The sequence below is a fragment of the Algoriphagus aquaeductus genome, from assembly GCF_003253485.1.
Taxonomy (GTDB): Bacteria; Bacteroidota; Bacteroidia; order Cytophagales; family Cyclobacteriaceae; genus Algoriphagus; species Algoriphagus aquaeductus.
Genome location: NZ_QKTX01000027.1, coordinates 14,955 through 28,610 on the forward strand (window position 1 = coordinate 14,955; position 13,656 = coordinate 28,610).

Annotated in this window: 14 protein-coding genes; 7 read left to right on the forward strand and 7 right to left on the reverse strand. The window is 45.9% G+C overall.

What is annotated here, in order from left to right:
- Positions 1–59: 59 nt before the first annotated feature.
- The gene (locus CLV31_RS21055) at positions 60–359 is read left to right on the forward strand and encodes an SPFH domain-containing protein (RefSeq protein ID WP_245943462.1); all 300 of its coding nucleotides are present in this window, start codon (positions 60–62) and stop codon (positions 357–359) included.
- A gap of 27 nt (positions 360–386) precedes the next feature.
- On the opposite strand, the gene CLV31_RS21060 is transcribed toward CLV31_RS21055, so the two are convergent.
- A complete protein-coding gene (locus tag CLV31_RS21060) occupies positions 387–1,547 on the reverse strand; it encodes an AAA family ATPase (RefSeq protein ID WP_245943463.1) in 1,161 nt (386 codons plus the stop codon).
- A 112-nt stretch (positions 1,548–1,659) separates the two neighbouring features.
- Complete coding sequence (locus CLV31_RS21065; protein WP_111395065.1) at positions 1,660–2,295, reverse strand: GDSL-type esterase/lipase family protein; 636 nt, start codon at positions 2,293–2,295, stop codon at positions 1,660–1,662.
- 349 nt (positions 2,296–2,644) lie between these two features.
- Between CLV31_RS21065 and CLV31_RS21075 the strand changes: the two genes are divergently transcribed.
- A complete protein-coding gene (locus CLV31_RS21075; protein WP_111395067.1) occupies positions 2,645–3,475 on the forward strand; it encodes a UbiA prenyltransferase family protein in 831 nt (276 codons plus the stop codon).
- A 58-nt stretch (positions 3,476–3,533) separates the two neighbouring features.
- Here the strand turns inward: CLV31_RS21075 and CLV31_RS21080 are convergent, their stop codons facing one another.
- Positions 3,534–4,892, reverse strand: coding sequence for an acyl-CoA dehydrogenase family protein (locus tag CLV31_RS21080; RefSeq protein WP_111395068.1), 1,359 nt, complete (start codon positions 4,890–4,892; stop codon positions 3,534–3,536).
- A 200-nt stretch (positions 4,893–5,092) separates the two neighbouring features.
- On the opposite strand from CLV31_RS21080, the gene CLV31_RS21085 reads away from it, so the two are divergent.
- Positions 5,093–5,719: a methyltransferase domain-containing protein gene (locus CLV31_RS21085; RefSeq protein ID WP_111395069.1), complete on the forward strand. Its 627-nt coding sequence runs from the start codon at positions 5,093–5,095 to the stop codon at positions 5,717–5,719.
- 13 nt (positions 5,720–5,732) lie between these two features.
- Here CLV31_RS21085 and CLV31_RS21090 read toward each other — a convergent pair whose 3' ends face one another.
- The 3 genes from CLV31_RS21090 to CLV31_RS21100 form a co-directional block, all read right to left on the reverse strand.
- On the reverse strand, positions 5,733–6,023 hold the full coding sequence (locus CLV31_RS21090) for a DUF983 domain-containing protein (protein WP_111395070.1): 291 nt from the start codon (positions 6,021–6,023) through the stop codon (positions 5,733–5,735).
- Positions 6,024–6,163: 140 nt separating this feature from the next.
- Entirely contained in the window at positions 6,164–7,501 is a 1,338-nt protein-coding gene (locus CLV31_RS21095) for a neutral/alkaline non-lysosomal ceramidase N-terminal domain-containing protein (RefSeq protein ID WP_220084364.1), read from the reverse strand.
- Positions 7,502–7,765: 264 nt separating this feature from the next.
- Positions 7,766–8,929 carry an AIR synthase related protein gene (locus tag CLV31_RS21100; protein WP_111395071.1) on the reverse strand — a complete coding sequence of 388 codons (1,164 nt, stop codon included), beginning with the start codon at positions 8,927–8,929 and terminating at the stop codon, positions 7,766–7,768.
- A gap of 169 nt (positions 8,930–9,098) precedes the next feature.
- Between CLV31_RS21100 and CLV31_RS21105 the strand changes: the two genes are divergently transcribed.
- Together CLV31_RS21105 and vapC are read left to right on the forward strand one after the other, a co-directional pair.
- On the forward strand, positions 9,099–9,302 hold the full coding sequence (locus tag CLV31_RS21105) for a type II toxin-antitoxin system VapB family antitoxin (RefSeq protein ID WP_111395079.1): 204 nt from the start codon (positions 9,099–9,101) through the stop codon (positions 9,300–9,302).
- Entirely contained in the window at positions 9,289–9,681 is a 393-nt protein-coding gene (gene vapC, locus CLV31_RS21110) for a type II toxin-antitoxin system VapC family toxin (protein ID WP_111395072.1), read from the forward strand. Before CLV31_RS21105 ends, vapC begins: the two co-directional genes overlap by 14 nt.
- Before the next feature lie 285 nt (positions 9,682–9,966).
- Here the strand turns inward: vapC and CLV31_RS21115 are convergent, their stop codons facing one another.
- Entirely contained in the window at positions 9,967–11,304 is a 1,338-nt protein-coding gene (locus tag CLV31_RS21115; protein WP_111395073.1) for a M24 family metallopeptidase, read from the reverse strand.
- Positions 11,305–11,480: 176 nt separating this feature from the next.
- Between CLV31_RS21115 and bshA the strand changes: the two genes are divergently transcribed.
- Complete coding sequence (bshA, locus tag CLV31_RS21120; RefSeq protein WP_111395074.1) at positions 11,481–12,617, forward strand: N-acetyl-alpha-D-glucosaminyl L-malate synthase BshA; 1,137 nt, start codon at positions 11,481–11,483, stop codon at positions 12,615–12,617.
- Positions 12,618–12,744: 127 nt separating this feature from the next.
- On the forward strand, positions 12,745–13,371 hold the full coding sequence (locus tag CLV31_RS21125; RefSeq protein WP_111395075.1) for a sterol desaturase family protein: 627 nt from the start codon (positions 12,745–12,747) through the stop codon (positions 13,369–13,371).
- Positions 13,372–13,656: the final 285 nt, after the last annotated feature.

A 13,656-nucleotide genomic window follows, 5' to 3' on the forward strand; every position in this document is an offset into this window, starting at 1 on the left:
AATTATGACGAAAAAGAAAAATTTTAAGAGCTCCTAGATTTATCATCGAGCGGGTCCTGATGAAAAGCATCAAACTGCCGGAAGAACTCAGCCGTGCCATCGAGCGCAAGCTTGCCGCCGAACAGGAAGCCCAACAGATGGAGTATGTGCTCGATCGGGAGCGAAAGGAAGCCGAACGCCGGAAAATCGAAGCGGAAGGTACCCGGGAAGCGCAGAAGATCCTGGCCGAAGGCCTAGTCCGTGAAATCATCGAACTGCGTAGCATTGAGGCTTTCCGTGAACTTGCCAAGTCTCCCAATACCAAAATCATCATCACCGACGGCAAGACACCCTATTTGATTAATTCTCAAAAGGACTGAGTGATTAATGGGAATTGGCGCTATGCTTCAATACGTCCCCTGAATCCAACGTTCGAAAAAGACATCATATACTTGGTAATAGGGATTGCCTTCTGCATCGTATTCCTTGTAGATCAGTTCTTTTTCCAAAAGAGCGTGCAGGGATTTGAGTACTGTAGCGCCGCTTCCAAGCTGATAGGTACCGATAAAGTCCTTGGAGGTTGGGGCAAAGACGCTACCGCTTTTGGCTATAGCCACCGCGAGTTTCCATTGCTGTGTACTCAGCAGGGTGCGGTAATGGAGGAAGAAGGTTTCGCTTTCCTTCAGGATTTGTTGGGCACAAGTCTGCCAATCTTCTGCCGCGTACTCCGTCATGGGCAATTGATATAGACGATTGCATAATAGCTGTACGTAGTAGGTGTGACACTTGGTCCACTCGAGGATTTGCTCGGCGAGCGGTGCACTTAGTTTTTTTCCATGCTTGGCAAACTGACTCACGATAAATTTCCGGTACTCCGAAACGTCTATTTTACCCAATTGGATGGGGCTGGCACTTCGGTAAAACGGTCGGGAAGGATTGGAAAAAAGTTCGTTGAGAATGGATTGTTGACTTCCCGAAAATAGAAAGAACACGTTTTGTACTTGTTGGATGGCTGCACGAAGCCAAGCATCGGTGTTTTTTTCCGGATAGGCGTGGATTTGTTGAAACTCGTCGATAGCGATGACGACCGGGTTTTCCAGTTGGGAGAGGAAGGTCAGGATATCAATCACCGGGCGTTCGGCTTGTGCGATTTGAAAACTCACCTGAGGAATGCCGCTAAGCTGATCGAAGGAGATGATAGGACGAAGTGTTTTCACAAATTCCCAAACCCGTTTGCCGATCTTTTCTTTTTCAGAAAAGTGCTGAAGGAGGGCCGTACCGATGGCGTTGAGGAGTTGCTGTTCATTTTCGGTTGCCAGGATATCGAGGTAGACAAATTCCCAATGGTCTGGTAAGTGATGCCTCACATGCTGAATCAAGGCCGTTTTTCCAAGCCTTCTGATTCCCATCAGCAGGCATGACTGCCCGTTTTGGAGGAATTGTGTGATCTGTTGTGTTTCCTTTTCCCGGTCGCAAAAATAAGCAGGGCCATAGTATCCTGAGGTGGGAAAGGGATTCAGTGGTTTTTTGTAACGCATGGCCAAGGCTTCACTTTTGGGATCACTCAAAAGTAATTTACCAAAAGTAATTTACCAAAGGTAATTTACTAAAAGTTAATTAAGGGAAGAGTTTCAAACCAGGCAGGTCTCGAAGACCTGCCTGGTTTTTAGTTTTCGCTTATTACAACCTAATCCTCCTCGCCACCACGGTAGCCATGATGCTGAGACCTTCGGTGTTGGGGTGGACGCCATCAGGAAGGAGTTCGGGTTTGTCCATGAGGGGAGTATAGAGGTCGATCGCCTCGGCTCCGGATTTTTGGATGATTTCCATCAGCATGAGTCGCTGTTCATTGTTCATCACTTCGGGATTGATGCCAAAGTTTACACGAGTGACGGGCACGGGAATGACCACATAGACTTTGCCGTCCTTGGGCATGTGAGCTCGGAATTCTGCGATCAGATCTAGGTAGTCTTTGACAAAATCGGCCTTATGCACCCAGTTTTGGGGTTTGGAGTCGTTGGTGCCAAGCTTGATGACGACTACGTCGGGTTGGAAGTCTTTTACTTGTTGGAATTGGGGTTCGTTCCAGTAGGGATAGTCCCCTTTTTTGAGGAGGGTGCGACCGCTGACACCGAAGTTTTTGACCTCGTAGGATTCCCCGAGCAATGCGGCTACCTGAAGAGGATAGGAATCGGGATTGTCACGTCCGGGGCCTTGGGTGATGCTGTTGCCGACGAAGGCAACTTTGATGGGACTTTGGGAAAAAGCGGAAAGGCTTGTTAAAAGTGCCAGGAATAGGAGTGAGAGTTTACGCATGGTTTTTTTGGGTTTGAAGATGGAAATTGGTGATTTTTTGCCACAAAGGCCACCAAGAAAGAAGGAGAATTAGACATTTTTGAGCTTCAATCTTTTACAATCCTATTGACCCTTTTCAAGTTCACAAAGGAAAAGCTTACTCTTTTGGGATAATCTTTGAGGTTTTTGAAAATTCGAAGGTTTGGATATTCATTACAGAGTCCATGGAGATTTTTTCCACAGAGGTCAAAAAGGAAATTAGGTAAGAAACCGCCGAACTTCCTTTTGAAAGTTAGATGCACAGCTAAAAAAGATTCATCTGTGCATCTGTGGCTAATTCTCTTTTTAAAAATCCCGTGTAATTTCGCCCATGCCCTTTATTCAAAATCTGTTACGATACATTTCCTGGCTTTCGCTCGATGTTGTGCTGGGGGCTATGGCTGGAATGTACTTTTTCGCCAAGCTACTTCACGCTCCCCTTCAGTGGCCGGCCTATGGTTTATTGGCCCTGGCAGTATGGGTGATTTATACCACAGATCATTTATTGGATATCAGGGGTAAGGAGAGATTGGATTCGTCAAGGCGGCATTTCCATGCTCAAAATCGACTTTTTCTCCTTTTCGGAGTGGGATTGGCAACACTTTTGGGCGGTGTAGGTGCTTTTTGGTGGTTTGGCTGGGGAAAGGAACTCCAACTCACCTTGATATTGGCGGCCTTGATTTTGGGAAGCCGTTTGTTGATCCGAAAGTTGGGTCCGGGTTGGATGAAGGAACTTTCCATCGCGGTGTTTTATGTGGTGGGTATTCTTTGGCTGCCGGTGATTCGGGCGGAGGCAATTGATATCAAATGGATGGCTATGGGTTTTGTGCCCATCTATATTCTTCTTGCCTTTCTCAATCTGCTTATGCTGTCTTTTCTCGATCAGCGGGAAGATGAAGCCGCAGGATATTTTTCTGCGGTACGAACCTGGACTCCTCAAGCCTTGATTCAGGTGATCCGTAAACTCAACTTTATCCTGATTTTTGTGGCCTTGGGTGCGTTTATCGTCATGCCTTCTTTTTTTCGGGCCTTTGCCTGTGTGGTGCTATTGATGGCTTTGATTCATTATGTGAGTTTTTTCAATGGCCGATTAGTTGCTGAAACGAAGCGAATCCGAATGGAATGGAGTTTTATGCTTCCCGTATTGCTTTTTGCTTTTTGAGAAAAAAAAGGATCAGTCAGCTTGACCAATCCCTTTCCATTGGAAATGCTTCCCTTTTCTACACAAATGCACTGTGTCCGGTAATGGCCCTTCCCACAATCAGGGAGTTGATTTCCTTAGTGCCTTCGTAGGAATAGACCGCCTCGGCATCAGCTACAAATCGGGCAATATCATGCTGAAGCAAAATTCCATTCCCGCCAAAGAGCTCTCTCGCATGATCCACAATACTTCGCATGCGAAGGGTACAAAAGACCTTGGCCAAGGAAGCATGTTCATCCAACAGTTCGCCTTGGTCCTGCATCTGCGAAAGTCGGAACACCATCGTCTGCATAGCGGTCAAATCCCCTAGCATGGTCACTAACAGGTCCTGAACGAGCTGGAATGAAGCAATGGGGCGGCCAAACTGCTGACGCTCGTTGGTATAGGCGAGGGCGAGTTCGTAAGCTCCACGGGCACAGCCCACGGCTTGCCAAGCTACACCTGCCCGAGTCATCCGCAAGACCTTAGCGGTATCTTTGAAGGAATTGGCGCTTTGGAGACGATCAGATTCAGGCACCTCGCAATTGGTCAAGGTGATCAGCGCATTTTGGACGGTTCGTAATGCCATTTTGTCTTTGAGCTTTTCGGCTTGAAAGCCAGGATTACCCTTTCGAACGATAAATCCTTTTACCTGATTGTCATCGAGATCGCGAGCCCAGATGACGGTCATATCCGAGAATGTGGCGTTTCCAATCCACTTTTTCTGTCCATTCAAGATCCAGACATCGCCTTCACGTTTGCAGGTGGTGGTAAGTCCTCCTGCTGCACCCGAGCCTACCTCAGGTTCGGTCAGGCCAAAAGCACCGATTTTTTCCAGCTTTTGCATGGCAGGAAGCCATTCTTGTTTTTGAGCTTCTGAGCCACAGAGGTAAACCGAACCCATGGCCAAGCCACTTTGAACACCAAAAAAGGTCGAAATCGAGGTGTCCACTCGGGCCATTTCCATGGCAATGAAGCCTTCGAGCAGGGCGGAATGTCCCGGACAGCCATAACCCTGATAAGTCAAGCCCGCAATGTTCAATTCGGCCATTTTGGGGATGATATGCATGGGGAATTCGGCGCGGTTCCAATAGTCATTGGCGATAGGCTTAATCTCCCGCTCCATAAACTCTCGGACCTTGAGTTGAATCTCCCGTTCCTCCTTGGGCAGGCTTTTTCCCAGTTCGTAAAAATCTCCGTTGATCGCGGGAATTTCTTTGGGTTTTCCGCCTCCTTTGAGCATTCCCATCATTTTGCTCAGATCTGATTCGCTCATTTGCGAGACCAACCCGACCATTTTGGGGAGGTCAACTTTTTGGGAAAGTTTGGAGATCTGATCCAAGTCGATGGTAGCGAGGAGTTGTCGCATTCCGTTGATTTTCTTCAGTAAGTTTTTCATAAAAAGAGAGTTTGATAACAGACATGAGAAGCAAGACTCAAGAAACAAGCTGAGTCGATGGACAATTACTTAAGGAAAATGGGCTTCAAGGATGTAAGTGATTGTTTTATAGTGAATTGCGTATTTTTTGTATTAAAGAAAGGATAGGATAGAGAACAGATTCTGCGATCCAATTTGCCGATTTACCCTAATTTTAACTCATGTCGGATGCCTATGGTTGCCTTTCACGGTTGTATCAACCTTTGTCCAAAGTGGTTTTTGGGCGGGATTTGATGGAAGCAAATCAGGCATTTATTTCTGAAAATCTGGGAAAGAAAGTCCACCTCATTGGAGGAGGAGATGGGTCTGCCTATCCGATTTTCGGGGAGCGTTTGCAGGGTATTTTTTGGGAAAAATCCCTCGCTATGATGCAGTTAGCATGGGAAAATCTGAAAAGCTCAGCGCTTGAGTTTCGGCATGGTGAATTTGCCCCTTCCGAATCTGAAGAAATGGAGGTAGTGATTTTGCCTTTTGTATTGGATACGCTTCGGGATGAGGAAATCCGGGAACTCCTTCGAAAAATAAAGCGAGCTATTGGCCCAAGAGGAAAGCTGATTGTTTCTGATTTTTACCCTGCCGAGACCTTTGGACAACGAATTTTGGAAAAAGTGATGTTGTGGTTTTTTCGGTGGATAGCCCAACATCCGAGGAAAGATATTCCATTTTTACCCTTGTTTTTGGAAAAGGAAGGATTTCGATTGGTAGAAAAAAAGACGTGGCGGAAAGGCTGGATTTTTTCCGCCACTTACAGATTGGATGAAGGAAAGGAGGGATTTTCCAATTCTTAGATCTGACGGATAGTTACCTCTGTTTCATCCTAGCTTCCCCGGCGAACTTTCGATCATAACGGACGAAAATGGCAATCCAAATCGAACGACTGAGTCGATAAGTCAAGGGCAATCCCAAAATGACTACTCCGGTCAGTAATCCCAAAAGCATGGTCAGGCTGTAATCCGGATAAACCGCGGTCAAGGCTACCCAAGCGGCAATAAAAAGTGCCGTGTTGATCGCATAGCTGACAAACATCGCTCCGAAGTAAAATCCCGGTTCCGGCTCAAATGACTGTGCACAATGCGGGCAGTGGGAGTGCATCTTAAATAGGCTACCGGGGCGCAGTAAGGATCCTTTTTCAAAAAGGGAACCGTCATGACAGCGTGGACAGGTAAAGGATAATACACTTTTGATAACGGAGTCTTTGCCAAATATTCCCATGGTGATTGTGTAAGATGTGATCAATTTTGTTGACCGGCTTTTTGAATTGTTTTTTTAATCAGTTGGTCAAAGTAGTAACCATTTCCGGGGCCAAACCAGTTCATTTCTCGGACCTCATGATAGTGTTCATTGTAGAGTTCATCAGGGGTGATGTAGCCGATGTAACTTCCGTTGAAGACCGTCACTATCAGCTTTAATCCTTGGCTTTGGGCGAGCTTTTCCCACTCTTCATAAAAAACACCTGACAATTCTCCACTGGAGGAGATCATAAAGATATTTCCGATTTGGGTAATGTCAAAGTAAGCCGGCATTTTTCCAACTAATTGGTGGAAAACCCAAGGGCGAATCCTTAACCTATCTGAAACTCGGAGATGAGGCTCACGAAGGCCTATGTCCAATCGGGAATGGCTGACTTTTGGGAGTTTGTTGGAAGCAAAATTGGTCATACGAAGCCAAATCACTGAATCCAAACTTGCTGCATATTCCTGCACCTTTTCCGGCGAATTTCCCTTGGCCATGGGGCGGTGGCTTCCCACTGTACCAGCTGCATAGAGCGCAAAATCGTATTCTCGCTTTTCTAGATTTTGGGTGAGAAATTTGGGATAGTCGCCGGATAGACCCATGAATTTGGAACTGAGACAGGTGGCATGTGCGGAGTAAGTTAAAAAGAGGGCTTTTTTCCCATCCTTTCGGGAGAAAATCAGCTGCCTGACAAAAGGGTCGTAAGGGCCATCCTTTATGAAGCGGTTGGATACATGATCAGGCGCATTGGTTTTCCGATAGGAAATCGACACGGTATCCTGTGCAGCAATCGCCTGCTTGAGTGCGCTGACACTTTGCCGAACCAGCAAGTCAACCACCCGCGCATCGTACCCTCCAAAAGCCAAATCTCCCAAAAATCCTGGCATGTAGCCGCCCATTCCGGAATGGGTGTGAGTTGCAGTAAAGATCAGCTGATCGAGTTTAAGTCCCGATTTTTTTACGCCCTCTCTTACCTGATCAGCCAAAAAGGGATGTACGATCAGCAGTTCGAAATTGAGCCAAGCTAGTTGGGTTTTTCCATTGCTTAAGGTCAGGGCCTTGACCAAACTGGAGTCTTGGACAAATTCATAAGGTCCTCGAGGAGCGTATCCTACAAGTTCGGCCGGTTGGTCAGGAGTTACATTTTCTTTAGCCCAACCTGCCAGCCACGCTTCTCCTTGGGAACTTGACCAGGAACTTGTATCCAGTCTATTAAAAGTTTCTTGGAAAAAATCCTGCTCCTGAATTGGTTTTCGGTCCACCGTCGTGATCGTCGCCACAGCGATCAAGAGCAGCGCTCCGAGAAAGTAGGCGAGGAATTTTAAGAGACGAGACAAGAGAATTACGATTTACGAATTACGATTTTAGATTTAAAACACTTGCTTGTACTTCAGATATTATGGCGGAAATCAAACATCATTTAAAATTAGAAAGTGATTTCTGACTTAAAAGCCTACGTGAGTGCTCTCATTCAGCGATAGCAAACCAACCTTGAACTCCGAACCAATAACTCATTAACTATTAACCTTTATCCAATACCGAATATCGAACACTGAACCCCGAACTCCGAACAAAGGATTCCCCCTTCAGGGGGCTGGAGCTCAGTATTCAAACGTCCCGTAAGAACTCTGAATGGTTACTTTTTTTCCTTCGAATGGCTCTACTCGACCGATGATTTGGGCTTCGACTCCGTAGGATTCGGCGATATCGATGATTTCCTCGGCATAGCGCTCGTCCAAGTACACTTCCATGCGATGGCCCATGTTGAAGACTTTGTACATTTCTTTCCAGTCTGTACCGCTTTCCTCCTGAATGATCCGGAACAAAGGAGGAGTCTCGAATAGGTTGTCTTTGATCACATGAATATTGTCCACGAAGTGTAGCACTTTGGTCTGCGCACCTCCTGAACAATGAACCAAACCGTGAATGTTTGGACGCATATAATTGAGCACATCCACCATGATCGGGGCGTAGGTTCGGGTAGGCGAAAGGACCAATTTGCCCATATTGACCGGAGCACCCGGTGCGGGGTCGGTTAGGTTGTATTTGCCTGTGTAAACCAAATTGTCCGGTACTGAAGGATCAAAACTTTCTGGATACTTGGTTTTCAGCACTTTGTTAAATACATCGTGACGGGCAGAAGTCAGGCCATTGCTCCCCATGCCTCCGTTGTATTCTGTTTCGTAGTTGGCTTGGCCAAAGGAAGAAAGACCCACGATCACATCACCTGCTTGGATTTTGTCATTGGAGATCACTTCGTCCCGACGCATACGGCAGGTGACCGTACTGTCCACGATGATCGTTCTCACGAGGTCGCCGACATCAGCAGTTTCTCCCCCGGTCAACACGACGTTTACGCCATTATCGCGGAGCGTTTGAAGGACCTCTTCGGTGCCTTGAATAATGGCGGAGATGACTTCGCCGGGTACCAGATTTTTGTTTCTTCCTATGGTGGAGGAAACGAGGATATTATTAATGGCGCCCACGCAAAGCAGGTCATCGGTGTTCATGATGATGGCGTCCTGTGCAATGCCTTTCCACACGCTGAGGTCGCCGGTTTCTTTCCAATAGAGGTAAGCCAAAGAGGACTTGGTACCGGCCCCGTCTGCGTGCATGATGTTGCAGAAGTCAGGATCATTGCCGAGGGTGTCTTCGACGATTTTGCAGAAAGCTTTGGGGAAAAGGCCTTTGTCCAGCTTGGAGATGGCGTTGTGGACGTCTTCTTTGGATGCGGAAACACCGCGCTGCATGTAGCGCTCGTTCATAGCGGGGGAAAGATTTGGTTGGGACAAAGGTAGCCAAATGAAAAATTGAAAGAGGGAAATATTTGAAAATTGTGGGGTTAAGACGCCTTTAGTGGGCTAAGGTAATTTTTTCACTGAACCGTCAAAACTTTAATCCCGAATGATGTGTATATTTATCAAAAACATACACATGAGAACCAATATCGATATTGATGAAAATCTGATTCAGGAGGCGATGAAGCTTACCGGGATCAACACTAAAAAAGGCGTGGTTGAAAAAGCTTTAGCCCAAATGGTATCCTTGAAGAAACAGGAAAGGATTAAGCAAATTAGAGGGAAATATCAATGGGAAGGAGATCTTAACGAAATGAGAGAAAGTCGTGATCTTGGTTGATAGTTCAGTTTGGATTCAATATTTAAATGGAAAAACCACTAAGGAAGCAGATTTTTTAAGCCAGTTTATTGGAGTGCAAAATATTCTGATGGTAGACTTAATTTATACCGAAATTCTTCAGGGATACCGTGATGATTCCGTTTTCTATGATGTCAAAAGTTTTCTGGATGAGTTTCCATTTTCAATATTGGCAAGTCATGATTTGGCTTTAAAATCCGCTCAGAACTATCGCTTTCTACGGAAAAAAGGAATCACGATCCGCAAAACCATTGACTGCTATATCGCTTCGTACTGCATTTCTAAAAATATTCCACTATTGCATTCTGATCAGGATTTTGATCCATTTGTGGAGCATTTGGGGCTGAAGTCTATTTTTTGATGTTTAATCTAGTCCAGTTTCTCGCAGACCTGCTTGCAGCAGGCAAGTTTTCTCAGAAAAAGACACAGACCTGCTTGCGCAGGCAGGTTATCACAGATTTTTGGAGTTGAAAAATAGAATCAAGTGAGGGCAATTGTTGACGTCCAAAGTAGCAGATCTGAACTATTTAAATACTCCTGCCAAAATGCTATTTGGCAGATTGAGGTACTTTGAATCGCCTAAATCGTATCTCTAAAACCGTAAATCAAAAAGGCCGGTTGCCCAGCCTTTTCAATTGTTCCGGATTTACTTTTTCCCCACTAAGATCAAGTCTTCTTGAGGGGTAATTAAATATCGGGCTCCGTCTGCTGTCACCACGGCCATTTCTTCGACGGAGATGGTTTTTTCCGTTCCATCTGGCTGCTTCCAGCAATGAAATCCATCAAAAGCGAATACCATTCCTTCTTTGAGTAGTTTTTGGGCGGCAGGTCGTGGTTGAGGAAGTCGGGCACCGCCTAGGTTTGGTCCTACATCATGGGCCACATAGCCTACCGGGTGACCGGTACTCCAAGGCACATAGAGCGAACCCGCCGCATCCATCAAGTCTCGCTGGGCACGGTCTACGTCTTCGCCTTTGACACCCGGCTTCATCGCACCGAGTGCCGCACGGCTACCGGCCTTTCCATTTTCCCAGTATTTCTGTATGTCCGCAGGAGCGGCAGTTTCCCCTTCCTTCAGAACGTAGGCAAATCGCTGGATATCGGAAACCCAGATTCCATAGAGCTTTACTCCAAAATCGGTCTGAATGACATCGCCGGGCATGATGACTTTGTCTGTCGCATGCGAATGACCTCGGTCTGGCCCTGAGTTGACATTGGGGTTTTGGTCGGGGTGCCAGGCGTCTGTCACTCCGTATTCAGCCATTTTGGCTTTGAGGAATTTGGCTACGTCGGCATCGGTGGTTTTTCCCGGTTCGATCATCGCGTAGGCCTCATGCTGGAAATCAGAAGCCAATTGGGCCGCTTTGGTTAGGATTTCTACCTCTTCGGGAAGTTTGATGGAAAGCCATTCGTATACGAGGTCGTCTGAAGGGACCAGTTTTTTCGCATCTCCACCCATCAAACGGGCAAGTTCTTGATATTGACTATGGGTGATGCCATCTGCCATGGCATTGCTGGATGAGGTGTTAATGGCGATTTTTTGGAAACGTTTGGACTTGATGAAATCGACAGCTTTGGATACAGCAGATTCTCCTCTCGGGACACGTTCCACTTTTTCGTGAATATCCAAATCATCCAAGGCAGTGGCTTCACCATCCGGAGAGAATACCAGAGAGTGGAACCCGCTTTCGTCACTGTAAAAAAGAAATGCTGCCGTGCCGCTGGCATTTTCACCTCCTACATGGGTAGCAATGGGATCGTTGTAGTTTTCCCTGCACAGCACGAGCCAAACGTCTACTCCCGCATTTTTAAGTGCAGTGGGTAGGAGTTGGGTGATTCGTTTTTTACGGATTTCTGGCCAGGGGTTTTCTCCCCAATAGGTGGCAGGATCGATTTTTTCCTGTTTTGCTGAGTTAATGTCAGTATTGGGTTGGCAGGTCCAAAAAGCAACCAAAATACCAAAGAGTAGAAGTTTCTTTTGCATAGATAAACTGTAAATCTTCGGTAAATTAAGCAGGAAATTGAGATACAAAAAGTCTGCTCTATCGCTTGTATCGATGGGGCACCAAAAAACAAGAACATAAAAATCTTTTATTTTGAACAAAAACACAGCTAAAGCGTGTTAGAGAGCAAATTCAAATCGCCATACCCCGGCTATCAATGAAAATAGGAATCGTTTGTTATCCCACATTTGGTGGGAGTGGTGTTGTGGCCACCGAGCTCGGAAAAGGTCTCGCGAAGGTGGGTCATGAGGTTCACTTTATCACTTACAAGCAGCCCATGAGGCTGGATTTTTTCAGTGAAAATCTCTTTTATCACGAAGTAGACATCAAAAGTTACCCGCTTTTTGAATTTGCTCCTTACGAACTCGCCCTAGCCAGTAAGATGGTCAGTGTGGTAAAATATGAAGGACTTGATCTCCTTCACGTGCACTATGCCATTCCCCATGCCTCTGCGGCCTACATGGCGAAGCAAATTCTCAAGGCGGAAGGAATTCATATTCCGGTGGTGACGACTTTGCATGGGACGGATATTACATTGGTGGGGAAAGATCCGAGCTACGAACCTGTGGTTACCTTTTCCATCAATCAATCCGACGGTGTCACAGCAGTTTCTGAAGACTTGAAGAAAGAAACGTTTGAGCACTTTGATATCAAAAAGGAAATCCAAGTGATTCCTAATTTTATAGATCTAGAGCGTTTTAAAAAGCAGCGAAAAGATCACTTCAAACTGGCGATTTGTCCCCATGGGGAAAAGTTACTGGTTCATACTTCCAACTTCCGAAAAGTAAAGCGGGTGGAAGATGTGATCCAGGTTTTTTACAACATCCGAAAAGAAATTCCAGCCAAGCTTTTGCTTGTCGGAGATGGGCCTGAGAGAGACCGAATGGAGCGTCTTTGCCGGACCTTGGGAACCTGCGATGATATCCGTTTTCTGGGAAAATTGGAAGCGGTGGAGGAAGTGCTCTCTGTGGCGGATTTGTTTTTGATGCCTTCGGAAAAAGAGAGTTTTGGTTTGGCGGCTTTGGAGGCGATGGCCTGTGAGGTTCCGGTTCTTTCTTCCAATGCCGGTGGGATTCCTGAACTCAATTTGGATGGCATTACCGGTTTTGCCTGTGAGGTGGGAGATGTGGAGGATATGACCGCTAAGGCCAAGTACATTTTGGCAGAGGAAAATTTACCCGGGTTCAAAGAAAGAGCCTTGGCAAGGGCTAAGGAATTTGATATCCATCAAATCCTTCCAAAATATGTCGCTTATTATGAAAAAACCATAGCAGCGACCATGAGTGCGGTCTGATTTATTGATCTAAATCAGTTTAAAGAATATTCTTTGGTTTTAGTGAAACCCTTACCTTTGCGGCACAGTTTATCGATGGAAATAAAATTTTGAAATCATGGAAGCAACTGTTAAACCAACTACAAGCATGAAAAAGATTGGGCGATTAGACAGGCCGGATAATTTCGGTTCTGCCCAAATGTTCTCCAATCCATTTTTGGAAAAGATCTCGAGAACACACATTATGGTCCCGATCACGCTGTTTTTTGCGATTTCTTCGGTGTCCTTTTATTATGCCCTGACCACCACTGAGATTGGTTTGGGTTTGGGTTTGGGTGTGATGGTGGTAGGGTTGTTTGCCTTCACCTTTGTGGAATATATGATGCACAAGCATTTTTTCCACATGGAGCCTGACACTCCCCTCAAAGATAAACTTCAATATACCATCCATGGGGTTCACCATGATTATCCAAAGGATAAGGACCGCCTGGCCATGCCGCCTTTTGTAAGTGCTGCCTATGCTGCAATTTTCTATTTGGTCTTCAAGTTGATTATGGGGGATTTTGCGCTATACTTCCTTCCTGGATTTTTGATCGGTTATGCGGCCTACCTAGGGGTGCATTATATCGTGCATGCATACAACCCTCCAAAGAATTTCCTGAAGATACTTTGGGTAAATCATGCCATCCATCACTACAAAGATCCGGATACCTCCTTTGGGGTAAGCTCTCCACTTTGGGACTACTTGTTGGGTACCATGCCGAAAAAAGACTAAACCAAGCCTCCCTTCGGGGAGGTTTTTTTTGGGGTTTGCCACGAAGTCACTAAGAATTCCAAGGTTTATTTTGAGGAATACTTCCCAACTTAGGTGTTCATTATTCAATATTTGACATTCGACAGTAAAAATGGTGAACCTCGAACATTTTATATCGAACATCGAACGCCGAATATCGAATGTTGAAGATTGACCTTCCCTAAATAGCGTTGACCGTTTGGTTCAACATTCATTAATAAATTCCATCGGGCATACATGAGCCAGAGGTTCTTCTCTTGGGCAAAC

Excerpts from the sequence above, each read along its gene's own strand:
- CLV31_RS21055 (WP_245943462.1), top strand. The coding sequence starts at position 60 with ATGAAAAGCATCAAACTGCCGGAAGAACTCAGCCGTGCCATCGAGCGC.
- CLV31_RS21065 (WP_111395065.1), bottom strand. The coding sequence starts at position 2,295 with ATGCGTAAACTCTCACTCCTATTCCTGGCACTTTTAACAAGCCTTTCC.
- CLV31_RS21075 (WP_111395067.1), top strand. The coding sequence starts at position 2,645 with ATGCCCTTTATTCAAAATCTGTTACGATACATTTCCTGGCTTTCGCTC.
- CLV31_RS21080 (WP_111395068.1), bottom strand. The coding sequence starts at position 4,892 with ATGAAAAACTTACTGAAGAAAATCAACGGAATGCGACAACTCCTCGCT.
- CLV31_RS21085 (WP_111395069.1), top strand. The coding sequence starts at position 5,093 with ATGTCGGATGCCTATGGTTGCCTTTCACGGTTGTATCAACCTTTGTCC.
- CLV31_RS21090 (WP_111395070.1), bottom strand. The coding sequence starts at position 6,023 with ATGCACTCCCACTGCCCGCATTGTGCACAGTCATTTGAGCCGGAACCG.
- CLV31_RS21100 (WP_111395071.1), bottom strand. The coding sequence starts at position 8,929 with ATGAACGAGCGCTACATGCAGCGCGGTGTTTCCGCATCCAAAGAAGAC.
- CLV31_RS21105 (WP_111395079.1), top strand. The coding sequence starts at position 9,099 with ATGAGAACCAATATCGATATTGATGAAAATCTGATTCAGGAGGCGATG.
- CLV31_RS21115 (WP_111395073.1), bottom strand. The coding sequence starts at position 11,304 with ATGCAAAAGAAACTTCTACTCTTTGGTATTTTGGTTGCTTTTTGGACC.
- bshA (WP_111395074.1), top strand. The coding sequence starts at position 11,481 with ATGAAAATAGGAATCGTTTGTTATCCCACATTTGGTGGGAGTGGTGTT.
- CLV31_RS21125 (WP_111395075.1), top strand. The coding sequence starts at position 12,745 with ATGAAAAAGATTGGGCGATTAGACAGGCCGGATAATTTCGGTTCTGCC.